Consider the following 25,259-nt stretch of genomic DNA (forward strand, 5'->3'; position numbering starts at 1 on the left):
GGAGTATCACTTCCTTTTAAAGTATTATATCATAACATATCTCTAAATTAATCCATCTAAATCTAAGTTGACTTTTAAAACATTTACAGATGGTTCACCTAGAAATCCCAGAAGTCTTCCAGTAGTATATTTCTCAACGGTATCTCTAACTTTTTTTTCAGAAATTCCTCTTTCTTTAGAAATCCTAATTACTTGGTAATCAGCTGCTTGTGGAGTAATATTCGGATCTACGCCACTTCCTGAGGCAGTTACTAAGTCTGCTGGAATTGCTTTGTTGTTGCTTGGATCTAGTTTGTGCCACCATTTAATTCTGTCGTTTACTATATGTTTTTGATCTTCACTTGTCGGTGATAGATTGGAATTTCCCATTGGCCTCCCGATTAAATACTCTTTTTTAGAGAATTCTTGTGCAATTAGTTCGGATCCATAAGTTTGTTTTGTTCCATCTTTTAATGCAACTTCTATAATACTTCCATTTGACTTTTTAGGAAATATCACTTGAGCAACACCTGTTACAGCAGTTGTATAAAAAATACCACAAATTACTGACATAACGACAAAGCACATTAACGCCGGTCTTAATATTTTAATTATTTTTATCATTTTATTCACCTCACGCTAAACCACATATGGTGGCCAATAACATATCAATAAATTTTATTGCTATAAATGGAGTTACAAGACCGCCCAAACCATATATTAGTATATTTCTCTGCAAAAGTTTCTCAGCAGGTAGTTCTCTATATTTTACTCCTCTAAGAGCCAATGGTATCAATGCAATTATTATTAAAGTATTGTATATAATTGCTGAAAGTATAGCACTCCTAGTGCTAGTTAATCCCATTATATTTAGAGCGTTTAATTGCGGATAAATACCAAAAAACAGTACGGGAATAATAGCAAAATACTTAGCAACATCGTTAGCAACGCTAAAAGTTGTAAGAGACCCTCTGGTCATTAAAAGCTGTTTTCCAATTCTAACAATATCAATTAATTTTGTAGGGCTTGAATCTAGGTCTACCATATTCCCCGCTTCTTTAGCCGCCTGTGTACCTGAGTTCATCGCAACAGCTACATTTGCCTGTGCTAAAGCAGGCGCATCGTTTGTTCCATCACCAGTCATAGCTACAAGATGCCCCTCTCTTTGGTATTCACGTATAAGCTCTAATTTCGCTTCAGGAGTTGCCTCCGCAAGAAAATCGTCTACTCCAGCTTCAGCTGCAATAGCTGCTGCAGTAATTGGGTTATCACCAGTTATCATTATGGTCTTTATACCCATTTTACGCATATCCTCAAAACGCTCTTTAACTCCATTTTTTACTATATCCTTTAAATATATTACTCCTAAAACAACACTATTTTTTACAACTACAAGAGGTGTTCCTCCTGCACCTGCCACACGTTTTACAATTTCATCACATTCTATAGGATAATCTCCGCCTTTTTCTATAACGTACTTCTTAACTGAATCTGCAGCACCTTTACGTATTTCATTGTCTTGATAATCTATTCCACTCATTCGTGTTTTAGCTGTAAACTCAACAAAATTTGCTTGTAATTTTGATAGATCACAACCACGTATTCCAAATTTTTCTTTAGCTAGTACTACTATACTCCTTCCTTCTGCAGTTTCATCGGCAATTGAAGAAAGTTGAGCTGCATCAGCTAATTCTTCTTCTTTTATTCCTGCAACCGGAATAAATTCACTAGCTTGACGGTTGCCTAGCGTTATAGTGCCTGTTTTATCAAGCATAAGAACATCAACATCTCCAGCGGCTTCTATTGCACGACCGCTAGTTGCTAAAACATTTGCTTGATTAAGTCTACTCATACCAGCAATACCTATTGAAGATAAAAGCGCACCTATAGTAGTTGGTGCAAGGCAAACTAGTAACGCGATAACATTTGTTATTGAAATCGCAGATCCAGATCCAGCCTGAATACTTGAAAAACTTGAAAATGGTATAAGAGTAGCTGTTACAACTAGAAAAATTATTGTAAGAGTTACTAAAAGTATCTGTAAAGCAATTTCGTTAGGTGTTTTCTTTCTTGAGGCTCCTTCAACCATTGTTATCATCTTATCTAAGAAACTTTCTCCAGCTTCAGTGCTTATCTCTATAACAAGCCAGTCTGATACTACTGTTGTCCCACCAGTAACCGCACTTCTATCCCCACCTGATTCACGTATTACTGGCGCTGACTCTCCTGTTACAGCACTTTCATCAACAGAGGCAGCCCCTTCAATTACGTCACCGTCCATAGGTATTTGCTCCCCTGCTTTTACGTATACTATATCCCCCTTTTTTAAATTATTTGATATAACTTCGGTATAATCATTTTTATTTGATGTAGATTTTAATTTTTTTGCCATAACATCTTTTCTTGCACTACGTAAACTGTCTGCTTGAGCTCTACCTCTGCCTTCAGCTATAGCTTCAGCAAAATTTGCAAATAAGACTGTGAACCACAGTATTAATGATATTGCTAAAGTGTATCCTGAACTTTCATCTTTTACACCTGTAAATGACAGCATATAAAGACTTGTTGTAAGTATAGCTCCTATATAAACCACCAACATCACAGGATTTTTAATCTGTAAACGTGGTGATAATTTTACAAAAGACTGACGTATCGAATCCAATAAAATGTCTTTATTTACACTTTTTTCTTTCATTTTTTCACCCCATTATTAATGTGTTATAAAATAATCTGCAATTGGCCCTAATGCTAATGTTGGTAAAAAGCTAAGTGCAGCAATTATAAATATAACTCCAATTAAAAGACCTACAAACATAACATTACTAGTAGATAGCGTTCCTTCACTTGCTGCAACTGATTTTTTATTAGCTAAATTACCTGCAAGGAAAATTGTCGCTATCATCGGTATAAAACGTGCGAGTAACATTATTATCCCACCTACAACATTTGTAAATACAGTATTTGCATTAAATCCAGCGAAAGCACTTCCGTTATTATTAGCTAGTGACGAAAAAGCGTACAGTATTTCTGAAAATCCATGTGCTCCTGAATTTGAAAGCCATCTTACAACATCAGGTATCATTACTGCACTAGCTGTTCCTATAAGTGTAAGTAGAGGTGGTGTAAGTATTATTAAACACACCATCTTCATGTTGTATGGTTCTATTTTTTTGCCTAAAAACTCTGGCGTACGACCTACCATTAGACCTGCTATAAAAACAGTAAGTATTAGGAAGGCTATCATGCCGTAAAGACCGCTACCAACGCCTCCAAATATTATCTCACCCAATTGCATCAAAAACATTGGTACCATCCCACCAAGTGGTGTAAAGCTGTCGTGCATTGAATTGACAGATCCATTTGATACTGCAGTTGTGGCTGTTGCCCATAATGATGAAGCACCAACTCCATGAATTACTTCTTTTCCTTCCATGTTACCTGAAGTTGCTACTCCACTATATACTGGTCCTGTAAATTGTTCGCTAAAAGTGGTAGCGAAAAGTGCTAACACAAATATTATCATCATCGTAGTAAATATAGTCCATCCCTGTTTACTGTCCTTTACTGCTTTACCAAAAGAAATACAAAGTGCAGCAGGAATAACAAGCAAGCAAATAGACTCTATGAAATTTGAAAATATTGTAGGATTTTCTAGAGGAAATGCTGAGTTTGATCCAAAGAATCCTCCTCCATTTGTACCTAATTGCTTAATAGCAATTTGACTTGCAGCAGGACCAAGTGGTAAAGACTTAATATCTCCACTTTCTAGCATAACCACATCTTTGTAATGACCAAAAGTCTGCACTACTCCCTGCGATGCAATTAGTATAGCAACCACAAAAGATAGAGGTATCAGTACATATAAAGTTATTTTAGTAAGGTCCATCCAAAAATTGCCTATTGTACTTTTATTTTTGAGTATAAATCCTCTAATAAGTGCAAACAGTACTGCTATACCAGTTGCCGCTGAGACGAAGTTTTGTACCGTAAGACCTATAAACTGTGTTGTATAAGTCAAAGTAGTTTCACCTGAGTACGACTGCCAGTTAGTGTTTGAAATAAAACTAGCTGCAGTATTAAAAGCCTGATGCCATGTAACCCCTTGTAAATCCTGTGGGTTAAAGTGTAAATTGCCCTGCATGATTTGCAACAAAAATAAAAATATAAACCCTACTACACTAAAGCTAATGGCTGATACAGCATATTTTTTAGCATTCATTTCATCATCAATATTAATTCCCATAAGTTTATATATTCCATTCTCCACTGGGCCGACTAGACGAGTTAAAAACACTCTTTCACCTTTCATAACCTTATATATATATATCCCTAGTGGAATTGATAGTACAATTAATACTACTATATAGAATATATCTTGAAAAATCATATAATTCATTATTCATCACCTCGAAATAAAATATAAAATAAATAAATAATTAATGCGACCCCCGTCAAACCAGTAACCACTAAGACAACACCCATATTCTCAACTCCAATCAATTTCCTTTTCAAATATCATCTTACCAGGATTTTTATCAAGACAGTGTTTAGAAAAATTAATAATATATAAAGATGTTATAAAGATTATTAAGTATCTAAGATTTTTTTATGTATGCATTGACAATGCGTAATATATTACTTATTATTAAGGTAATATATTACGTTTAATGGAGGTATTATAATGATTGAAAAGAAAGCTTATATATTTGGCAGTATTTTTATACTTGCTAATAAGCTACAAAACCTTGGAGACAAGACATTCGAAAACATAACAACTAAACAATGGTTATTAATAGCCGCTCTTTATAAAACACCCTCAGGTCAAGCGACTCTTACTAATCTCGCAGAAACAATCGGCAGTAGCAGACAAAATGTGAAGCAATTAGCTCTTAATCTTGAAAGAGAAGGTTTAATAGAATTAAAAAACAACAGTAAAGATGCTAGATCGCTTCTAGTAGTTCCAACAACATATTGTGATGAAATCTTTGAATTGAGAGAAGAAAAAGAAAATGAATTTGTTGAAAATGTATTTAAAGATTTTAAAGAAAATGAAATATCAAACCTTTTCGACGCTATAAGTAAATTAACAGTAAATATATATGAGATGGAAGAAAGCTTGCATGAAAAATAATTCTGTGAAAGGAAGACTTATGAAAATAATATTAACTATTATTATAATAATTTTGATTTTTATATATTTTAATATTCCCTACTCTCCAGTTTTAAACGATTATAAAAGACTTGTAAATAATATTTCAAATGATGTCGCTAAAGTAAATGGAAGTATTACTTTAGACGACCTCGAAAACATCCCTGTTCAGTTACAGAAATATATACTCAACAACGGTTATTTAAATACTAATAAAGTAAGTCACATTAAATTTTATTGCAAGGATGTAGATTTCCTATTGGATAAGGATAAACCTAAAATAAAGATAGATTTTACTGTAAATTTATTTGCAGACAATATAAAAAGATTTGCACTAATCGATTCTAAAATGTATGGCGTACCATTTCAAGGTCTAGATGTATATGAGAATCAAAAGGGATTTATGAAAGGTGTTATAGCAAAAAACATAACCCTTTTTAATGAGATAGGTAATCATATGGACAGAGGTGAACTGACTACTTACATAGCAGAAGGAATGTTATTTCCATCTATATTTTTAAGTGATAAATTTTTATTTGAAGAAATAGATGAATATTCAATAAATGTAACTGTAAAAGATGGTAATTTAATTGAAATCGGAACTGTTTTCTTTAATGAAAAATACGAGATAATAAAACTAACGATTGATAAAAGGTACAATACATCTACTGAATCCTTCGAAAAATGGTCTTGTCTATATGGATCATATAAACAATTTAATGGTGTTAAAAGACCTACTAATTTAAAAGCTATCTGGAACTTTAAAAGTAGTGATTCTGTGTATTTTGATGCTGATAATATATTTTACAATTGATACCCATAATTTGCATTGTACTAATGTTCATAACAAAAACCGGTAGATAATTGGGATAATTCCCATCAAGTACCGGTTTTTACACATATATAGGTGTCACCAAAATAATTATCTTCACAAAAAAATATCTGTATATTATCTATACAATAAAAGCCTTTTGAATAATTCAAAAGGCTTTTCATTTATTTATTTATTAAATTTTAAAATTTATTGACTTAATCTATGTATGGCGGAGAAGGAGGGATTCGAACCCTCGCACCGGTTAACCCAGCCTAATCCCTTAGCAGGGGATCCTCTTGAGCCACTTGAGTACTTCTCCACTTGTCACATGACTAAATTATATATCAAAACCCAACTTAGGTCAACTTAAATAGATTAATCTTCTAAAGTAGCCTCATAATCAGTTGCACTAAGTAGATCATCTATCTCATTTGTATCTGAAACTTTTACTTTAATTATCCAGCTTCCATAAGGATCTTCATTAATACAACCTGGATCATCTTCTAAAGCTTCATTTAATTCTACAACTTCCCCGTTAATAGGAGCTATAAGATCTGATGCTACTTTAGATGATTCAACAACACCAAAGTCATCTCCTATGCTAATTTGATCTCCAATTTCTGGCATCTCAACAAATAACACCTCTCCTAGCTGATCTTGAGCGAAGTCTGTTATTCCTATATATACTGTATCATCATCGATTACTTTCACCCATTCATGATCACTTGAATATTTTATATCTTGTAGTAATTTCATAAATATACCCCCTAACGTAAATTAAACCTTAAAAAAAGTTTATCCTATATTCTATTTAAGCCTCATTATATCATATCATTATGATAATTTTAAGTATAGTTAATTATTTAATCCTTTTATTTTCCGACAGAATGTATGGCTTCTCCGTTAACATCATTAAGAGCTTCAATTAATCCTTCAGATAAACTTGGGTGTGGATGTATCACATCTCCTACTTGTTGAACCGTAAGCCCTAAATGCACTGCTAAAGTAAGTTCTGTAAGTAGTTCTGTAGCACTTGCTCCTATAATAGATGCTCCTAAAATCCTATTATCTTCTCCTACAATAACTTTTACAAATCCTTGGAACTTTCCTATAGTTTGCGCTTTTCCAAGTCCTCTAAATTCAAATTTACCTACTCTATACGGTATCTCTTCAGAATTTAAATCTTTTTCAGTTTTTCCAACTGAAGCTACTTCAGGTTCAGTATAGACACATCTTGGAATAGCTGTATAATTAAGTTCTCTAGTTCTTCCTAAAGCATTCTCTACAGCTACTTCTCCTTCTTTTGATGCAACATGTGCTAAAAACGGAGTATCTATAATGTCTCCTACAGCGTATATTCCTTCAGTACTAGTCTGAAGATATTTGTCTACTAAAACCTTACCTTTTTTTGTTTCAATTCCTATATCTTCAATTCCGCTTCCATCAATATTTGCCTTTCTGCCAACACACACAAGTACATATTGAGTCTCTATTTTTTTACCGTCAGACAGCTCAACTACAGCTTTACCTTCTTCTACCTTGCAACTAACAACAGAAGTACCTGTAATCATTTTTATCTTATCTTTTTTAAACTGTCTGACTAGCTGTTTTACTATATCCTTGTCTTCATTGATTAGAAGTTGATCTGCCATTTCAACTATTGTAACTTCGGTTCCCATAGATCTAAAAAATTGACCTATCTCACAACCTATTACTCCACCTCCAACTACTAACATTGATTGTGGTAAATCTTTAAGGCTAAGAACATCATCACTTGTTATGACAACCTTGCCATCGTAAGGGAATATATCCGGTATAACAGGTTTAGATCCATTTGCAAGTATTATTTTATCTGCCTTAATTTTATCTACTGTACCATCTTTCTTTGTAACTTCAACAGTATTTCTATCTATAAGCTTTCCATATCCATTAATTAATTCTACTTTTCTTTTTTCTAGTAAAAATTCAACTCCTTTTACAAGTTGATCTACTACCTTGTCTTTTCTTGAGATAACAGTTTGATAATCTATAGATATATTTCCATCAATATTGATACCAAAATCTTTTGCACCCAATACTGTATTAAGTACATTTGCTGATGCTAGTAACGATTTGGTCGGAATACATCCGAAGTTTAGACAAGTTCCACCCACTTTGTAGTTTTCAATAACAGTAACTTCTACATCAAACATAGATGCTTTTAGTGCCGCTACGTATCCTCCAGGACCGCCTCCTATAATCACTATGTTCATCTAATTACCTCCAAGCGTATTATTATAGTAAATCTGCATATTCTAATAATTCTGGAATTTTGTCCTCTGCTCCAATTGTCATTATATGTATTCCATCACACAACTTCTCATTTTTCAATTCCCTAATTAATTCCGCAGCTATTTTTAAACCTTCTGTCTTCCAGTTTTCTTTTCCTACTGATTCTAATCTCTCTATTTGATCCTCTGGAACAAATATTCCAGGTATCCTATCATTCATCATTCTTGCCATACGTGGAGATTTTAAAGGCAGCACTCCACAAAGTATTTTGTACTCCATATCTTTTGTAATCTCTCTAAAATTTCTCATTACATCTATATCAAATACAGCTTGAGTTTGAAAAAACTTCGCGCCTGTAATTATTTTCTTCCTCATCTTCATTGTCTGTAAGTTTAAATTTGTATGCCCTGGTGATATCGCCGCTCCAAAATAAAACTCTGGAGTTCCTTTTAACTCATTACCAGACATATCAAATCCAGATGTCAATGCTTGACCTGCTTGTAATATTCCAACCGAATCCAAATCAAATACAGCCTTTGCTTGAGGATGATCTCCTAACGATGTGTGATCCCCTGTTAGCGCTAGTATATTTTCGATACCAAAGACCCCTGCAGAAAGCATTTCTCCCTGTAACGCTATTCTATTTCTATCTCTACCTGTCATTTGAAGAATAGGATCTATTCCCATATCTTTTATTACTTTACAGGTCGATAAAGATGTCGCTCTCATTACCGAAAGCTGAAAATCTGTAATATTTATCGCATCCACTTTTCCACGAAGCAATTCTGCACTTTCCTTAACTTTCGTAAAATCAATACCCTTAGGTGGAGCTATCTCTGCAGTTATTACAAATTTTCCATCCTCTAATAATTTTTCTAATCTACTCATAAATCTCACCATACCCCCAACTAAAAACTATACATTTTTAGCTGTCCCCCTCTGTTTCCTATTGTCTAAACGTACTTTATAATTCTTCTTTGAAAAATCTTTTGGCGCTCTAACTTCTATTAAGTTCTCTAATTGACCTATAGATTCTAATCTTTCATAAATTTTTACCCAAGCGCAGTCGTTGTTTTCATTGACCTCACACTTATCATTTTGAGATCCACCACAACCTCCGTTTATAAGACCTTTTGCGCAAGATGTCATTGGACATATTCCGCCAGTCCAACCCAGTTCGCACTTTCCACAAGCTCTACACGCTTCTTCGTACTTTCCTACTCTTTGAACTTCTCCAATAAAGAGAGTGTTATTAGCTGGATAAACAGGCTTATCCTGTATAACTTTTGCCAATGTTTGAGTCCCATCTCCACACGCCAATGAAAGTATCGCATCAGCCTCTTTTATATCTTCTTCAAGAGCTTTAATCTCTTTTTTGGTTTTTAGCAAATTACAAGCTGGATCTAAAATTAATTCTTTTAAAACCTTTTTATTGAGTCCTTCTAAATGGACCCTCATCTCATCAATTTCAGTCTCACCACCACTTTTGCAAGCTGCAGCACATTGGTTACAGCCAACTAGTATCAATTTTTTAGATTCCCCTATCATCTCAATCGTTTCTTTTATATCTTTATTCTCAGATATAATCATAATTAACCCCCCGTAAAAACCCTATTACTAAATGTCCTTCTCTTAAAGTCTACTACATTGATTTCACATTTTTTAAATATTTAATACAATATTTAATCTGATCCTCAGTTTAAATAATTTCAAATTTTCTTAATTTTAACTTTATGAATTTTGTAATTTATAGGCCTTTAGCACGTGTTTAGCTAAAATCGAAGTTGTAACAGATCCAACGCCAGCCGGAACTGGTGTTATAAGAGATGCCTTTTTAGATGCTTTTTCTGTATCAACATCTCCGCATAAGTTACCTTCATCATCTACATTTATACCAACGTCAATTACTACGCCCCCGTCTTTTACATAACTATCATCTATCATCTTTGCTTTTCCAACTGCAGCAACCAAAACATCTGCATTTGCACAAACCTCTGATAAATTATCAGTTTTTGAGTGACAAATTGTTACAGTTGCATTTTCATTTAAAAGAAGCATTGATACAGGTTTACCAACTACTAAAGATCTTCCTACTACTGCTACATTTTTCCCCTTTAAGTCAACATTGTAATGTTTTAGTATCTCCACAACTGCTGTAGGAGTACACGGTGGAAAACCACCATGATCACCCTCTACAACTTTTGCTAAATTTATCGGATTAAAACAGTCTACATCTTTTAGAGGAGATACTTGGTATTTTATTAGATTCTCGTCCAAATGTTTTGGAAGAGGTCTAAAACAAAGGATTCCATTTATAGAATCATCTTCGTTTAGTCTATTCAAAGTTTTTATGTATTCATCAGTAGTGACATCTTCTTTTAACACGATAACGTCAGTATCTATACCAATTTTACCGCATCTATTTAATGCCCCTCTTTCATAAGACAAGTCATCAGATCTCTCACCAACTCTTACTAAAGCAAGCTTTGGTATTTTACCAGAACTGTTTATTTCTTCTACTTCTTCAATTAATTTTTCGCTAATTTTATCAGCCACTGGCTTACCCTTGATTATTTGTCCTCTTTCTAAATCAAACTTCAATTATACACAACTCCTCTTTTGATCCTATTTTATTATTATCGCTTCTACTTTTAAGTAAACTTCATCACAGATTCTAACTCCATCTTCTACTAATGAATTAACCTCACTCTCAACTCTATCCACATATTCACGGTCTTTTATTGAATTAGTGTTTATAAATACACATAATTTTGCAGATAAAATTGCCGCTCTAAGGCACTGTACTCCAACGCCGACATCGCTAATCAGCAATCTCGAACCTTTATCTACTAATTCCTCATGTAGTTTAATAGAATTATGACACGCTCTAACTATATTTAATGGAACTTCACAGGCCATTTTAAGGTTTTTTTCCATTGTCTCCTGCTTTATTATTTTTTCTTCATCAGTTTCAGTTGGAAGTCCGTAAGCTTTTGATAAAGGTAAAAAGCATTCTGCATCTTCATCAATCATTCTTAATAGCTCGTTTTCTAATTTTTCTGCTTTTTTTAAAATTTCTTGAAGGCTTTCCTCGTGTTCTGCGTATTTCTTCTTACCTACAGTAAGGTTTGAAACCATACTGCTAAGCGCTACACCAATTCCTCCGACTAATGCTGCTGCACCTCCTCCGCCTGGAACCGGCTGCTTTGATGCTAATTCACTTACGAAGTCTATACAACTTTTATTCGAAATATTCATCTATATCCTCCCGCTGAATCTTTCACAATTTTTGCAAATAACAAAAAATTGTTTCTAATATTATAGCTCTATAATATCTAATTGTAAATGTAATTTTTAAAGATAATTGTTTGAACTAAAACAATCCAGAGATTACTCCCTTTTCATCTACATCTATTCTTTCAGCAGCAGGTACTTTTGGAAGACCTGGCATCTTCATTATTTCGCCTGTAAGAGCTACTATAAATCCTGCACCCGCAGATACATTAATTTGTCTTACTGTAATTCTAAACCCTGTTGGTCTACCTAGCTTAGTTTGATCATCTGTTAGTGAATACTGAGTTTTAGCCATACATATCGGTATATTATTAAAACCTAGCTTCTCTAAATTTGCAATTTCTTTGTCAGCTTCTTTTGTATAATCTACACCATCAGCACCGTATATCTTTGTAGCTATCGCATCTATCTTATCCTTAATACTGTCATTTAAGTCGTATGCATAAGCAAACTTATTTTCTTCTTCATCAATAAGTCTAAGAACTTCCTCAGCTACTTCAATTCCACCTTCTCCACCTTTAGCCCATACTTCAGATAAAGCTACATTTACACCTAACTCTGTACATTTATCTTTTACAAGTTTAAGTTCTGATTCTGTATCAAGAGGGAATCTATTTATAGCTACTACCGCAGGTATCCCAAATACTTGGGTAATATTTTCTACATGTTTTAATAGGTTTGGAAGACCTTTTTCAAGAGCCTCTAGATTTTCTTCGTTTAGATTTGCTTTGTCTACCCCGCCATTGTATTTTAGTGCTCTTACTGTGGCCACTATGATTACTGCATCTGGATTAATTTCTGACATTCTACATTTTATATCTATAAATTTTTCAGCTCCTAAATCCGCTCCAAATCCAGCTTCTGTAACAACATAATCAGCAAAGTGCATTGCCATTTTTGTAGCTATTACTGAATTACATCCATGTGCTATATTTGCAAATGGCCCACCATGTACAAATGCAGGCGTTCCTTCTAATGTTTGTACTAGATTTGGTTTTAGTGCATCTTTTAAAAGTGCCGCCATAGGCCCATTAGCTTTAAGTTGACTCGCTGTTACTGGCTCACCAGAATAATTGTAACCTATGATTATCTTTCCTAATTTTTCTTTAAGATCGGTAATACTATTAGCAAGACAAAATGCTGCCATTACTTCTGATGCAACAGTTATATCAAATCCATCTTGTCTAGTAACACCATCTATCTTTTTACCTAATCCATCTATAATATTTCTAAGTTGTCTATCGTTCATGTCCATACATCTTCTCCAGGTAATTCTCTTAGGATCTATATTAAGAGCATTTCCTTGATGTATATGGTTATCTATTAAAGCTGCCAATAGGTTATTTGCTACTCCTATTGCATGGAAATCCCCAGTAAAATGAAGATTTATATCTTCCATAGGAATTACTTGTGAATAACCACCCCCAGCGGCTCCGCCTTTGATTCCAAATACAGGTCCTAAAGATGGTTCTCTAAGAGCAACTATTGCATTTTTATTTAATCTAGTCAAAGCATCTGAAACGCCTATTGTAGTCGTAGTTTTTCCTTCTCCTGCTGGTGTTGGGTTAATTGCTGTTGTAAGGATAAGTTTAGCTTTCTTACCTGTCCCATTATTTAGCAAATTGTAATCTAATTTTGCTTTATATTTTCCGTACAGTTCAATATCGTCTTCTGTAAGACCCAACTTCTTACTTATTTCTTTTATTTGTTTTGGTGTAGCCTCTTGTGCAATTTCTATGTCTGATTTAAATCCCATACCTAATCGCCTCCTAAGCTTAAAATATAAAACTATTATTAGTTCGTATTTACAATTATACTATAATATTTTAAGTTTAAATAGTTTTAACCAAATTTTTATTGTATACAAAATACATCGATTTTTATCAAATTTTTAGAATTTTCAAACCTTATGTTCTATAATTATAATATAATATATATAAATTTAGTGAATGATGTTTATTTATTGTAAAATCAAGGTATCTAATGACATTAAATTTATTTGAAAATTCAAATAAAAACATCGATAAAAATTTTATTTACAAGCAAAACAATATAAAAATAAATACACATATATTTTAAATTTTTAATTTATTCTATTTTTCATTCTTTTACAATCATTCTATTTTTTATCTTTCTTTCTCAAATGTTCGGATTCTATTTTATAGAAATTTGCAAATATAACTAAAGAAATAACTCCCAACACGATGGATACCTTCATTTCTAGTCCACAATACCACAAGTGTTCAAATTTTATTGAGTAATATAATCTTTGTCCTAGTTCGTTTTTTTGAGTTTCACCATCAAATACAAAATATTCTTCAATCTCTTTAGATCCATGACGAAATATAAGATTTTCTTCTCTTCCTTTATACTTTTCTTCAGGGCCAGGAAGATTTGTAATTTCATACTTATTAAGTTTTGAAATATTTTCTGGTATAGGTATGTAGTTTATTTTATTATAAATATCTATGGAAGCTATTTTACTAAACTCGTTCTCATCTAATAATTTATCTAGTTGCCTTCCGTAACTTGATATATCATTAATATCCTTTGAATCTATAATTTTATTAAGTCTATATTTCAGTTTCTCTTCGACTTTTGATGCCTCATTTGACTCTATTGACATAGTTGCATTGTTATATCCAATAAAAATACTAACAAGTGTAAGTGTCAAAAATATAAAAAATAAATTTCTCAACTTTTTTATATGATTCTTTTCAATAAATTCAGTATTTATTTCTTCGCTCATTTCAATTCCACCATCAAACCTACTAATAGCCATTTTGATAGCTTCATCTTTATTGTGTCCTTCACTTACAATATCATTTACAGATTCAATAAGGTGTTCTTTCATCTCTTCTTTTAACTCAAGTATTTCATCACTTTTATTATTTTTATAAATACTATTTAAATATTCGTCAATTGCTTTCATTCTAACTCTCCTCTCCTAAAAATTCCTTCATAACTTCTTGGATAAAATACCATTCCTGTTTTTTAACTTCCAAGAATTCTTTTCCTTCTTCGGTTAAATTATAGTATTTTCTCCTCCCCCCAGAACTTTCACTTCCCCAATAAGATTTTATTAGTCGCTTACCTTCCATTCTCTTAAGAGCTAAATACATAGTCCCTTCTTTTAATTCAAACAAACTTCTTTCTCGAACATTTTTAGCTATCTCATATCCATAACAATCTTTCTCTCTAAGAATTGCTAGTATTAAAGTATCGATATGACCTTTTAAAACTTCCTTATTTAATTCCAAATATCTCACCTACTTTTTATATATTACTCTATAATACAATGTACATATCAATATAGTATTATATACTACTATATAATGCAAGGTATTTATCTTTTAAGAAGATAATAAATTTGATATACTAAGAAACTGAGAATATTTAACTAAATATACGTAGGGTACTATAATAAAATTATAAAAAATAAAAGGTAGGTAATAGTTTTATTCAAAACTATTACACTACCTTTAAATATAAATTTATAAAATTTTGTCCTAAAAACCTATTCATTATTAGTCGCAATCAATGCTCCATAAGCTATTGAATACAACTTTGATTCATGAGAATCTGCTCTAGAAGTTAATACTATTGGAGCCTTTGCGCCCATAACAATGCCAGCTGATTTAGAATCAGCCATATAAGTCAGAGCTTTTCCTATTCCATTTCCAACTTCGATAGTAGGCACTAGTAAAACATCTACATCTCCAGATATTTTGCTCTTAAATCCTTTAATTTCAGCTGCTTCTTTAGAAACTGCTAAATCAAATGCAAGTGGGCCTTCTACAACAACATCTTTTCCAAATCTCCCTTTTTTGCAAGCCTGTGCTAATAAATCCGCATCAATTGTTGCCAGCATCTTAGGATTAACTTTTTCTTTAGCTGCTAAACAAGCCACTTTTACTTTGCATACACCAAGCGCTTTGGTAGCTTCTATAGAATTTTCTAATATTTGCTCTTTTTGTGCATAATTTGGAGCTATGTTCATTCCTCCATCAGTTATGATCAAAAGTTTGTGATACTCTTCTAATTCGTACATCATTACATGACTAAGTAGATTATTAGTTCTAAGTCCGTATTCTTTGTTTAGTACTTCTTTTAATAATATAGAAGTATCTAAAAGTCCTTTCATTACGAAATCCGCTTCATTTTGAGATACTAATTTCACTGCTATCTCAGCGCATTTTTGTAAGTCTTCTTCATCAATAATTCTTATCCCTGTTAGATCAAATCCAATTTCTTTAGATATTTTTACAATTTTGTCGTTGTTTCCAACTAATATAGGAGTTATAATGCCTCTTTCTACAGCATCTTTTATTGCCATCAAAACCTCATCGTCATGTGCCGCTGCTACTGAAAGTATACCCTTATTTGTTCCTTCGAGTTGCTTAAACATCTCATCTAGTTTTTTAATCAATTAAATCCCCCCTAATATTATTTGCTAATATCTGTCAGATTCTAATTATTGTCTATATTTATTTATTTCATGTAGACACGCAAGGGTTATCTCATCTTGCGGATCTAACTCAAGTGCATGTTCTACATAATATATTGCCTCATTTAATTCTCCGTTATTTAAATATGCCATACCTAAATTACATAAAATTTCTGGATCTTCCTTTATTTTAGCTGCTCTTTGAAAGAAATCTATCGCTCCAGCTAAATTTCCTGTCTGCGCTTCTAATAGACCTAACTCTACCATAGCATCTACTTGCTCTGGTTTTAAAATTAGTATTTTCTCAAAGTAATTTTTTGCATCTTCAACGTCACCTATCTCTTTATAACCAAGACCTATCATAAATAATAAATTCCACCAATCAGAATACTCTTCTTCCAGAGGAAGTAACTTTTCTAACCCCTCTTTTCCTTTACCTTGAAGCACTAAACTGTACCCTTGTTCGTATTGAACTTTAAAATCCATTTTTCCAAGATTTTCTTGAACCTCTGCATATAAATCTTCTTCTATTCCTAAGCTTATTGCTTTTTCCCAAATAAGTTTTGATTTTATATACTGAGCTTGGTTGTAATAATGATACCCTAAGTGATAGTATGCAAGTGCGAAATTTTCATCTAAGTCTAAAACTTTTTCAAGTTTATCGATAGATTCTAGAAGGAATTTTCCCATTGGCTCTTCTTCTGAGTCTTTCTGATATTGTTTCGCCAATTCTTGGCATACAATTGCATAATGGTATATTCCATCTAAATCATCTTCAAACATCGTTATTAATGCCTTTAAATAGATCAGAGCATCTTTAAATTCTCCTATCTCAAAATACTTTCTAGACATATAACCCATATAAGCTTTCAACTCTAGATCAGTTTTTAATTCAAGCGCCTTTAAAAATTTTTCGTATTCTTTATTGTGTTTAAAATTACTGTCTATACCCATTATATATATCATTGCATCTGCAATAGACATAGAACTAATTCTGTCCTGAGCAGTGTTCTCTTTAATTCCCTTTACTAGCACTTCATTTTTAATAGGTACATCAATACCACCTTTTGGTATTTCATAACCATCAAGATGGAAGTCACTATCGTCTTTTATGGTAATAAAGGCTAGTTCTTCAGCTTTATTAAGTATATATTTTTCTATTAAAAATTTCATGCTATACCTCCTATATTTGTATGCTATAAGCTTTGGATTTATCAAATATTTTTTTGTTCCCATACTCAAATAGCACAACGTTTTTGTCTTTTATAACCCTGCTGTCAATATTATCTTTTAAATCGACTACATTGTAATCAAACACTTCAAAATGTACATATTTTATTATGTTTTTTGCTGGTGTATCTTTATAATTTGGTAAATATAATCTTAAGTTGTCTTCGTCTTTTAGGAATATATGGCATCTATTTTTAAAATCTTCTAATTCATCTCTAACAAAGAAATCAGGTATATTTGAACTCTTTCCAAGAGATACATAATCGTATTTCAGAATATCTCTAAATACATCTGTATCTACACCTATTTCTTCACTGTAAAAATCAAGCAGTATCTTATACAACTGATTTTTTCCTTGAGCCAAGTCAAAATATCCATTCTTATCAAAATACGTTGCAAAAGCTTCAAAAAACTTAAACGGACTCTCTTTATAGTATTTATTTATAATAAACTTCATAGAAAGCAAAAAGTTCTTAGAATTATAATATCTTTCTAAAATTTCTTCTATATCCTTTAATTTAAGTATATCAGAATAACTCATGTAATCGTTATAAAGTACCTCATATGGAGGATAATCCTTGTATTTAAAACCATGCTTGTCCGCATTTTCTCTGATACCTGTACCCTTAATCATTTTCAAAAATCCAAGTTGTAATTGCTCAATATCTAAATTAAATACATCGTTAAATGATTTCTCAAAACTATTATAGTCTTCATATGGTAGACCTGCAATTAGATCCAGATGTTGGTGAATATTTCTATACGACTCTACCCTTCTTACAACATGAGATAATCTTTCAAAATCATCTCTTCTTCCTACTTCCTCTAAGGTTTTGTCATTTGTAGACTGTACACCAATCTCAAATTGAAAAAGCCCTTCTTTACAGTCCTTTAAAAATTCAAGCATCTTGTCGTCTATCAGGTAAGCAGTAACCTCAAAATGATATGTCGTAAATCCATTATCATTTTTCATAAGAAAATCCATTATTTCCATAGCTATTTTTCTATTAGCATTAAATGTTCTATCTATAAACTTAATTTGGGATACCCTCGCATCAATAAGCGCCTTCAAATCCTCTTTAATCCTATCTATACTAAAATATCTTAGACCTTCTAAGGTAGAAGATAAACAGTACTGACAGTCAAACGGACAGCCCCTAGATGATTCATAATATACTATCTTATTTTCGTATTCGTCTCTATTTATATTTTTATAAGGGCTTGGTATTATATCTAAATCGTCAATAAGCTCCATAGGTTCATTTAAAATAATCTTATCTATAATATTGGAATTTGTTTTATCTGCTACTTTTTTTCTATAAACAATTCCCTTTACTTCACTTATATCAAGTTCTCCTTTTATATGACGAACTAAGTCTCTGAAAATCTTTTCTCCCTCACCATAAAGTATATAGTCTACAAAATCGTATTTTTCCATAGCTTTTACACTATCATAACTTACTTCTGGTCCTCCAAGTGCTATCTTAGTATCTTTGGATATTTTTTTAAGGTTGTCACATAATCTTACTATATCTTCAATATTCCATATATACGTTGAAAATAGTATTACGGCGTAATCATGTCTATATATATCTTTTAGAATATAGTCTAAATCGTTATTTATCGTGTACTCTCTAATTTCTATATCGGTAATATCCTTTGCAAACTCTTTTAGATACCTTATTGCTAGGTTTGTATGAATAAACTTTGAGTTCAAAGTTGTTAGTAATATCTTCAAAATTTTCACCTCTTTTTAAAATTATACTATTTTTTAACGTGTTTATGGGTTAAAATGATATATGTATAAAAAATATTATTATTTTAGAAAGGAAGTTGATTATGGAATCAATAGATAAAGTGTCTATCGACTCACTATCGAAAAAAGATCTATTGCTTATAATAAAAGCTTTAGAATTTACTAATGAAAATACTAAGCTTGATGATTTTATCGACCTTAGAAACAATATAGTTAAAGAATTATGCTTCTTAACTAATACTACTGAAAGTGACTTCATAAATTATCTAGAAACTCACAGTAATAATTAGTGCTATTTTAGTTTCATAAACTTGAGTACATAATTGCCAGACTTACAATTAATTACAATGTTCAATGCATCATCTACTAATTTTTTAGAAACTACTTTCATTTGATTAAAAACTGGATCTGAAACTAATTCTTCTTCTTTTAGATTAATAATATATCTCGGATCTACACTTTTATTGAATATTTTTTTAGATACTCTATAGTTTCTAATTTTAATCAGATAATCGGACATTGAACTTACAAAAACTAAATTATCTATACTATTTTCTTTTATGTCTTTACCTAATAGTGATAGTATAGATTTTTTTATGCTCATTAATCCTTGGTCTTCTAAATCTCTATCCTCAACATACACATCATATAATACATTTAAAAGCCCTTTTAATATATTCTCATCATAATCATAGTGTTTTAAATCTATATAATCATCAAGAGTCTTAATTGCATCTATCCTGGCCATCTGAAACTTTACTATATCTTTTTTTTCAAGCTCAAAGTTGAACCCTATAATTTCTTCCTTCATCTTTTGTAATAAATCTTTATACTCTATATTCTTATCTTCAATTAACATGTGAATTAACGAATTGTACATCACTGATGAGAGTAAATAATTAAAATACATATCATCTGCCTTGAAATATCTTACATATTTGGTCATTAGATCTATAACTTGTACTTCACTTTTTTTTATATTTGTATTTGCAAGTATTAAAGGCAGTAAAATATTCAAAATATTACTCTTTAAGATTTTCTCTCCGTAGTATCTGTAGTATATTAGCTCTCCCTTTAATCGGCTTTCATCAATGTATACACACCTTTGAGTTTTATCATCTACTAGCGATTTTGTGTTAATTATAAGTATATCTTTAATAATTTTATCATCAATATCAAAAGAATTTATATATGCATTTTTTATTAACACTTCTTTCATAAATATCGCCTTCCTTACCAATATTCTATAATCAATTTTTTAATAATATTGACTTTATTTCAGAAAATTTATTTTCTAAACGATTATATATTATTATAATTTTTTAAAATCACAAATTATAGTGATTTTAATAAACCGTTACCTTTATTCAATTACTAATCTTTTCAAAAAAAAGAGACAGCAAATAAGCTGTCATTATATAGGGGGATAGTAGTGTACAAAATTCATGTAATCTACTATCTATATCTTATTATACGACACCATTTTTTTATATGTAAAGTATCAATTTTCGACATCCCCATATTATGCAGTTGTATCCCTCTTAATCTCAACGATCGACAAATTTATATTTAACATTAGTTAACAATTATTTTTTTAGTTTTACATTCTTTCTGGCGACTTCATCCCAAGTAAAGCTAATCCATTTTCTATTGTTTGTCTTGTCGCTTCTACTAAAGCAACTCTAGCTTTTTTTAGTTCGACATCTTCTACTAATATTGGATTATCGTGGTAGAATTTGTTAAAAGCTTGTGCTAAGTCTAAAACAAATCTTGTCACAATATGCGGCTCGTTCTTTCTAAGTGCTGCAAGTATGTTTTTATTAAATGATTCTATTTGTTTTAATACTTCAGAACTTCCCTCATCAGCTAATAAATCAAAGTTTATATCAGCTGAAACTGGTTCACCGAATTTTCTAAGAACCGAACAACATCTTGCATGTGTGTACTGAACATAAGGTCCTGTTTCACCTTCAAAACTTAGTGTTCTTTCCCAAGAGAACGTATAGTCTTTAATTCTACTATTTGATAATTCTTGGAATATAACAGCTCCAACTCCTACTTGTTTTGATATTTCATCTACATTTTCTGCATTTGGATTTTTAGTAAGAATAATGTCTTTAGTCTTATCTATAGCTTGATTTAATGCATCTTCTAAAAATACTACTCTACCTTTTCTAGTAGACATAGTACCTTCTTCTAATGAGACCATACCAAATTGTACGTGAACTAAATCTTTAGCCCATTCATATCCCATAAGTTCTAATATTTTAAAACATTGTTGGAAATGAAGTGCTTGTTGTGACCCAACTACATAAATACATTTATCAAAGTCATAAGTTTCTTTTCTATATATTGCTGCTGCAAGATCTCTTGTCATATAAAGTGTTGAACCATCATTTTTAGTAACCAATGCTGTTGGTATATTGTAAGGCTCAAGATCTACAACCTGAGCTCCCTTTGATTCTTGTAACAAATGTTTTTCATTTAGAGTATCTATAACACTGTCCATTTTGTCAGAGTAGAAACTTTCACCAGCAAGAGAATCAAATTGTATATCTAATAAATCGTATACTCTATCGAATTCTTTTAGACTCTCATCTCTAAACCATTGCCATAATTCTTTAGCTTCTGCATCTCCGTGTTCTAATTTAGAAAACCACTCTCTAGATTCATCTTCTAATTCTGGTTGTTTCTCCGCCTCTTCATGGAATTGAACATAAAGTTTTAATAGCTCTGGTATTGGATTTTCTTCAACAGCTTTTTTGTCTCCCCATTTTTTAAATGCAACAATAAGCTTACCAAATTGAGTTCCATAGTCACCTAAATGGTTAATTCTAATTGTTTTAAAACCTTGAGATTCATATAATTTGTATATAGCATTACCTATAACCGTAGTTCTTATATGACCTATATGGAATGGCTTTGCTATATTAGGTGAAGAATACTCAACTATTATAGTTTCATCTTTTCCTAAATCACTTCTTCCGTAATCCTTTTTCTCACTAAGAACTTTTTTTATAACAGTTTCAGCAAGTTGAGTTTTGTTTACGAAAAAGTTTACATATCCTCCAAGGTTTATTACTTTAGATATTCCATCAGTTAGCTCAATATCTTTTGATATATCTTCAGCTATCATATTTGGTGCTTTTCTAAATATCTTTGCCAATTTAAAACATGGAAAAGCGTAGTCTCCCATCTCTTTATTTGGAGGAACTTCTATCAATCCCTTAATTTCTTCTACTGATAAATCTTCAATTTTAGCCTTAAGACATTCTGCTACAGCTAATTTAAAATCTTGCATCTTTTTGCTCCTCTCATCATCATATCTATATTTATTAATACTTATAAATTTAATTCTTTAATATATACATGTTATTAAAACAGTAAATCACCACTTATAACATGTTAAAGCAAAATAATTCTTTTTTCAAGTATTTCCGTATTCTATTATTATATTAAATGTCTTTTTCGCTAATAACCGAAATTCCATGTTGTCTTAGAAGAGATGTAGTCACTCCTTGGCCATTTACCTTAACTCCAGAAAAAGAACCATCGTAAATAAGGCTTGAACCACATGAAGGGCTACCTTCTTTTAATATTGCTTGAGTACAATTATACAATTTTGCGATTTTAAGAGTTTCTTCCGCTCCTCTTACAAAGGAATAAGAGACATCTTTATCACTATTGGTTAGGACCTTGCCATCCCCTGCTAATATAGACTCTCCACCTTCTCCAACTATCTCGGAAGGATCTCTAGGAGTAGAAAGTCCACCCAGTTGTTCTGGGCACGCTATTTTAAATTCTTTATCTTTTAGATACTCTATTAATTTCTCGCTATTATTATTATCTCCACTATATTTACAATTTATTCCAAGTAAACACGCTGATACTAATATCATTTATTTACCCTCCATTATTTAAAGCTTACTATTGTTACCCCTATTCCGCCTTCTCCGTATTCACCAGGTCTTTGTGATTTTACATGCTTATTTTGTCTTATAACATCCTGAAGACCTTTTTTAAGAACTCCAGTACCTACACCGTGGATTACTGTCGCTTTTTCAATACCTGACATGTATGCGTCATCTAGATACTTTTCAACGGCCATTATTGCTTCCTCAAGATTCATTCCTCTAAGATCTACTTCACTTTTCACTCTTCCTGACTTTGATTTTATTATACTTCTAGTGGATTTTGTAACAACAGAATTTGCGCTTTTACCAACTTTCTTAAGTGATTTAAACGGTAAAGCCATCTTCATAATACCAATTTGAACAACAGCCTCTTTTTTATTTTTATCAACAGATATTACTGTCCCCTCTTGATTTAATGTTATTACCTTAACTTCTTCACCTGGTTTTAAATCTTTTACTTCTTTATTAGAAACTTTAGGAACTATCATACTTTTGACTGAAGGTTGAAGACTACCCATAGAGCTTGTTAGTTCTTTTTTAAGATCTTCAATAATTCTATTTTTCTCCTTGGAAGCTCTCTCATTTTCTAACCTTCTAAGCTCCTTTACTATACCATCTACTTCTTCTTTAGCTTGTCTTACAATAGAGAATGCTTCTGATCTTGCACGCTCCAACATCTTTTCTTTTTGAGATGATAACCTTTCTAATTTTTCGTCGTATTCTTTTTTTAAATTTTCTATTTCAAGTTTTAACCTCTTAGCTTCAAGTCTATCTGATTCTGCCTGAAGCCTATTCTTCTCTACATTTTGAAGTACATCTTCAAGTGCTATATTATCTGTATTTATAAACTCTTTTGCCTTGTCAATAACATAATCGCTAAGCCCTAATTTTTTGGATATTTCAAACGCATTTGACTTTCCTGGTATACCGATAAGAAGTTTGTATGTTGGACTTAATGTCTCTAAATCAAATTCTACTGCTGCATTTTCCACTCTTTCTTTTGTTAGGGCATAATTTTTAAGCTCACTGTAGTGAGTTGTCGCGATACATTTTGCACCCATCATGTTTACATATTCAAGTATAGAAATAGCAAGAGCAGCACCCTCAACTGGATCTGTACCAGCACCTAACTCATCAAATATTACTAGGGAATCAGATGTTATTTGATCTAGTATATCTACTATATTAGTCATATGAGAAGAGAATGTAGATAGACTTTGCTCAATACTTTGCTCGTCGCCAATATCAGCAAAAATATTGTCGTAAACACACATGCTACTTCCAAAATCCGCAGGAATATGAAGACCACTTTGAGTCATAAGTGCAAATAGACCTACAGTCTTAATTGTTACAGTTTTACCTCCTGTATTTGGCCCAGTTATCACAAGTGTATCAAAATCTTCACCCAAATACACCGTATTAGATACAACATAATCAGAGTCTATAAGAGGATGTCTACCTTTCTTTATATTTATATGTTTATTGTCATTTATTTCTGGTTCAATACCTCTCATTTGGATTGAAAGCTTTCCTTTGGCAAATATAAAATCTAACTTTCCTAATATCTCTTGATTTGAGATTAAGTCTTCACTTATCTCTCCAACCTCATTTGAGAGTTCAGCTAGAATTCTTTCTATTTCTTCCTTCTCTTTAAGCTTTAATTGTCTAAGTTCATTGTTCATTTCTACTATGCTCATTGGTTCTATAAATAGTGTTGCACCTGAAGATGATTGATCGTGAATTATTCCAGCCATTTGAGATCTATATTCAGCCTTTACAGGAACAACAAATCTATCATCTCTCATAGATACTATTGCATCTTGTAGATATTTTTGATATGTCGAAGAAGTTATTATTGAATTTAATTTAGATCTTATTGATTGATTTTTTTGAAGTATTTTCCTTCTAATATCTCTAAGAGTAGTTGACGCATTATCTGATATCTCTATTTCACTTATTATAGAATTAAAAATTTTATCTTCTATATCTCTAAATACATAAAGTGAATCAGACATTCCTTGAATAACAGGATAATTAAAATCCTCTTCTTCAGAACTAGATAAAGTTCTTTTTACATTTCTAGCAGCTTGTAAATTTTTAGCTATATTTAGCAAGCTACCAGTATCTAAAGACGCTCCAACATTAGCTCTTTTGACTTTATCCTCTATGTCGTCTATTCCACTTAAACTTACAGATCCGCTTTTAATAAGAATTGATTGTGCTTCACTAGTCTCTTCTAACATATATTTAACTTCTTCAGTTTCTGAACTTGGCATTAATTTATCTATATATTTTAAACCTAGAGAAGAGGAAGCTTTTTGTTTAAGTAATTCAATTATCTTGTAAAATTCTAGCACTTTCATAGATCGATTATTCATTAATTTTCACCATCCTCATTCTATTTT

At 31.7% G+C, this 25,259-nt stretch carries 22 protein-coding genes and 1 tRNA gene; 3 read left to right on the top strand and 20 right to left on the bottom strand.

Annotated elements, in window-relative coordinates; all coding sequences use genetic code 11:
- Positions 1-42 precede the first annotated feature (42 nt).
- Genes KQI18_RS05905 through kdpA form a run of 3 tightly spaced genes read right to left on the bottom strand, consistent with a single transcriptional unit; the run spans position 43 to position 4,375 of the window.
- Positions 43-603 carry a potassium-transporting ATPase subunit C gene (locus tag KQI18_RS05905; protein WP_236887660.1) on the bottom strand — a complete coding sequence of 187 codons (561 nt, stop codon included), beginning with the start codon at positions 601-603 and terminating at the stop codon, positions 43-45.
- A gap of 10 nt (positions 604-613) precedes the next feature.
- The gene (kdpB, locus tag KQI18_RS05910) at positions 614-2,674 is read right to left on the bottom strand and encodes a potassium-transporting ATPase subunit KdpB (RefSeq protein WP_216466781.1); all 2,061 of its coding nucleotides are present in this window, start codon (positions 2,672-2,674) and stop codon (positions 614-616) included.
- Between the two features lie 15 nt (positions 2,675-2,689).
- The gene (gene kdpA / locus KQI18_RS05915) at positions 2,690-4,375 is read right to left on the bottom strand and encodes a potassium-transporting ATPase subunit KdpA (protein ID WP_216466783.1); all 1,686 of its coding nucleotides are present in this window, start codon (positions 4,373-4,375) and stop codon (positions 2,690-2,692) included.
- 285 nt (positions 4,376-4,660) lie between these two features.
- Here kdpA and KQI18_RS05920 point away from each other — a divergent pair, with 285 nt between their 5' ends.
- Together KQI18_RS05920 and KQI18_RS05925 are read left to right on the top strand one after the other, a co-directional pair.
- Complete coding sequence (locus KQI18_RS05920) at positions 4,661-5,110, top strand: MarR family winged helix-turn-helix transcriptional regulator (protein ID WP_216466784.1); 450 nt, start codon at positions 4,661-4,663, stop codon at positions 5,108-5,110.
- Positions 5,100-5,942, top strand: a complete 843-nt coding sequence (locus KQI18_RS05925) for a DUF6544 family protein (protein WP_216466785.1) — start codon at positions 5,100-5,102, stop codon at positions 5,940-5,942. The genes KQI18_RS05920 and KQI18_RS05925 overlap by 11 nt, the downstream gene beginning before the upstream one ends.
- A gap of 227 nt (positions 5,943-6,169) precedes the next feature.
- Here KQI18_RS05925 and KQI18_RS05930 read toward each other — a convergent pair.
- From KQI18_RS05930 to KQI18_RS05990, 13 genes are all read right to left on the bottom strand, one after another.
- Positions 6,170-6,261, bottom strand: a tRNA-Ser gene (locus KQI18_RS05930).
- A gap of 56 nt (positions 6,262-6,317) precedes the next feature.
- On the bottom strand, positions 6,318-6,698 hold the full coding sequence (gene gcvH / locus KQI18_RS05935) for a glycine cleavage system protein GcvH (protein WP_216466787.1): 381 nt from the start codon (positions 6,696-6,698) through the stop codon (positions 6,318-6,320).
- A 116-nt stretch (positions 6,699-6,814) separates the two neighbouring features.
- Complete coding sequence (gene lpdA / locus KQI18_RS05940) at positions 6,815-8,194, bottom strand: dihydrolipoyl dehydrogenase (RefSeq protein WP_216466789.1); 1,380 nt, start codon at positions 8,192-8,194, stop codon at positions 6,815-6,817.
- 22 nt (positions 8,195-8,216) lie between these two features.
- Positions 8,217-9,101, bottom strand: coding sequence for a methylenetetrahydrofolate reductase (locus tag KQI18_RS05945; protein ID WP_216466791.1), 885 nt, complete (start codon positions 9,099-9,101; stop codon positions 8,217-8,219).
- A gap of 27 nt (positions 9,102-9,128) precedes the next feature.
- Complete coding sequence (locus tag KQI18_RS05950) at positions 9,129-9,803, bottom strand: methylenetetrahydrofolate reductase C-terminal domain-containing protein (RefSeq protein ID WP_216466793.1); 675 nt, start codon at positions 9,801-9,803, stop codon at positions 9,129-9,131.
- Positions 9,804-9,944: 141 nt separating this feature from the next.
- The gene (locus tag KQI18_RS05955) at positions 9,945-10,814 is read right to left on the bottom strand and encodes a bifunctional 5,10-methylenetetrahydrofolate dehydrogenase/5,10-methenyltetrahydrofolate cyclohydrolase (RefSeq protein ID WP_216466795.1); all 870 of its coding nucleotides are present in this window, start codon (positions 10,812-10,814) and stop codon (positions 9,945-9,947) included.
- Between the two features lie 24 nt (positions 10,815-10,838).
- Positions 10,839-11,471, bottom strand: coding sequence for a cyclodeaminase/cyclohydrolase family protein (locus KQI18_RS05960; RefSeq protein ID WP_216466796.1), 633 nt, complete (start codon positions 11,469-11,471; stop codon positions 10,839-10,841).
- A gap of 115 nt (positions 11,472-11,586) precedes the next feature.
- Positions 11,587-13,263 carry a formate--tetrahydrofolate ligase gene (locus KQI18_RS05965; RefSeq protein WP_216466797.1) on the bottom strand — a complete coding sequence of 559 codons (1,677 nt, stop codon included), beginning with the start codon at positions 13,261-13,263 and terminating at the stop codon, positions 11,587-11,589.
- Between the two features lie 363 nt (positions 13,264-13,626).
- Complete coding sequence (locus KQI18_RS05970) at positions 13,627-14,439, bottom strand: permease prefix domain 1-containing protein (protein ID WP_216466798.1); 813 nt, start codon at positions 14,437-14,439, stop codon at positions 13,627-13,629.
- A gap of 1 nt (position 14,440) precedes the next feature.
- Positions 14,441-14,767 (bottom strand): PadR family transcriptional regulator, encoded by a 327-nt coding sequence (locus tag KQI18_RS05975; RefSeq protein ID WP_216466799.1) that lies wholly within the window; start codon positions 14,765-14,767, stop codon positions 14,441-14,443.
- A gap of 257 nt (positions 14,768-15,024) precedes the next feature.
- Positions 15,025-15,936 carry a bifunctional enoyl-CoA hydratase/phosphate acetyltransferase gene (locus KQI18_RS05980; RefSeq protein WP_216466801.1) on the bottom strand — a complete coding sequence of 304 codons (912 nt, stop codon included), beginning with the start codon at positions 15,934-15,936 and terminating at the stop codon, positions 15,025-15,027.
- A 45-nt stretch (positions 15,937-15,981) separates the two neighbouring features.
- Positions 15,982-17,127, bottom strand: a complete 1,146-nt coding sequence (locus tag KQI18_RS05985; RefSeq protein ID WP_216466803.1) for a tetratricopeptide repeat protein — start codon at positions 17,125-17,127, stop codon at positions 15,982-15,984.
- 10 nt (positions 17,128-17,137) lie between these two features.
- Entirely contained in the window at positions 17,138-18,922 is a 1,785-nt protein-coding gene (locus KQI18_RS05990; protein WP_216466805.1) for a B12-binding domain-containing radical SAM protein, read from the bottom strand.
- A gap of 101 nt (positions 18,923-19,023) precedes the next feature.
- On the opposite strand from KQI18_RS05990, the gene KQI18_RS05995 reads away from it, so the two are divergent.
- Positions 19,024-19,230: a hypothetical protein gene (locus KQI18_RS05995; protein ID WP_216466806.1), complete on the top strand. Its 207-nt coding sequence runs from the start codon at positions 19,024-19,026 to the stop codon at positions 19,228-19,230.
- Between the two features lie 2 nt (positions 19,231-19,232).
- Here KQI18_RS05995 and KQI18_RS06000 read toward each other — a convergent pair whose 3' ends face one another.
- The 4 genes from KQI18_RS06000 to KQI18_RS06015 form a co-directional block, all read right to left on the bottom strand.
- Complete coding sequence (locus tag KQI18_RS06000) at positions 19,233-20,159, bottom strand: hypothetical protein (RefSeq protein WP_216466808.1); 927 nt, start codon at positions 20,157-20,159, stop codon at positions 19,233-19,235.
- Positions 20,160-20,540: 381 nt separating this feature from the next.
- Positions 20,541-22,241: an arginine--tRNA ligase gene (gene argS / locus KQI18_RS06005; protein WP_216466810.1), complete on the bottom strand. Its 1,701-nt coding sequence runs from the start codon at positions 22,239-22,241 to the stop codon at positions 20,541-20,543.
- A 154-nt stretch (positions 22,242-22,395) separates the two neighbouring features.
- Entirely contained in the window at positions 22,396-22,839 is a 444-nt protein-coding gene (locus KQI18_RS06010) for a DUF523 domain-containing protein (protein ID WP_216466812.1), read from the bottom strand.
- 14 nt (positions 22,840-22,853) lie between these two features.
- Entirely contained in the window at positions 22,854-25,232 is a 2,379-nt protein-coding gene (locus KQI18_RS06015) for an endonuclease MutS2 (RefSeq protein WP_216466818.1), read from the bottom strand.
- Positions 25,233-25,259 lie beyond the last annotated feature (27 nt).

The sequence above is a fragment of the Metaclostridioides mangenotii genome, assembly GCF_018917235.1.
Taxonomy (GTDB): Bacteria; Bacillota; Clostridia; order Peptostreptococcales; family Peptostreptococcaceae; genus Metaclostridioides.

Coding starts and splice junctions, on each gene's coding strand:
- KQI18_RS05905 (WP_236887660.1), bottom strand. CDS start 603: ATGATAAAAATAATTAAAATATTAAGACCGGCGTTAATGTGCTTTGTC.
- kdpB (WP_216466781.1), bottom strand. CDS start 2,674: ATGAAAGAAAAAAGTGTAAATAAAGACATTTTATTGGATTCGATACGT.
- kdpA (WP_216466783.1), bottom strand. CDS start 4,375: ATGAATTATATGATTTTTCAAGATATATTCTATATAGTAGTATTAATT.
- KQI18_RS05920 (WP_216466784.1), top strand. CDS start 4,661: ATGATTGAAAAGAAAGCTTATATATTTGGCAGTATTTTTATACTTGCT.
- KQI18_RS05925 (WP_216466785.1), top strand. CDS start 5,100: ATGAAAAATAATTCTGTGAAAGGAAGACTTATGAAAATAATATTAACT.
- gcvH (WP_216466787.1), bottom strand. CDS start 6,698: ATGAAATTACTACAAGATATAAAATATTCAAGTGATCATGAATGGGTG.
- lpdA (WP_216466789.1), bottom strand. CDS start 8,194: ATGAACATAGTGATTATAGGAGGCGGTCCTGGAGGATACGTAGCGGCA.
- KQI18_RS05945 (WP_216466791.1), bottom strand. CDS start 9,101: ATGAGTAGATTAGAAAAATTATTAGAGGATGGAAAATTTGTAATAACT.
- KQI18_RS05950 (WP_216466793.1), bottom strand. CDS start 9,803: ATGATTATATCTGAGAATAAAGATATAAAAGAAACGATTGAGATGATA.
- KQI18_RS05960 (WP_216466796.1), bottom strand. CDS start 11,471: ATGAATATTTCGAATAAAAGTTGTATAGACTTCGTAAGTGAATTAGCA.
- KQI18_RS05965 (WP_216466797.1), bottom strand. CDS start 13,263: ATGGGATTTAAATCAGACATAGAAATTGCACAAGAGGCTACACCAAAA.
- KQI18_RS05970 (WP_216466798.1), bottom strand. CDS start 14,439: ATGAAAGCAATTGACGAATATTTAAATAGTATTTATAAAAATAATAAA.
- KQI18_RS05985 (WP_216466803.1), bottom strand. CDS start 17,127: ATGAAATTTTTAATAGAAAAATATATACTTAATAAAGCTGAAGAACTA.
- KQI18_RS05995 (WP_216466806.1), top strand. CDS start 19,024: ATGGAATCAATAGATAAAGTGTCTATCGACTCACTATCGAAAAAAGAT.
- KQI18_RS06000 (WP_216466808.1), bottom strand. CDS start 20,159: ATGAAAGAAGTGTTAATAAAAAATGCATATATAAATTCTTTTGATATT.
- argS (WP_216466810.1), bottom strand. CDS start 22,241: ATGCAAGATTTTAAATTAGCTGTAGCAGAATGTCTTAAGGCTAAAATT.
- KQI18_RS06010 (WP_216466812.1), bottom strand. CDS start 22,839: ATGATATTAGTATCAGCGTGTTTACTTGGAATAAATTGTAAATATAGT.
- KQI18_RS06015 (WP_216466818.1), bottom strand. CDS start 25,232: ATGAATAATCGATCTATGAAAGTGCTAGAATTTTACAAGATAATTGAA.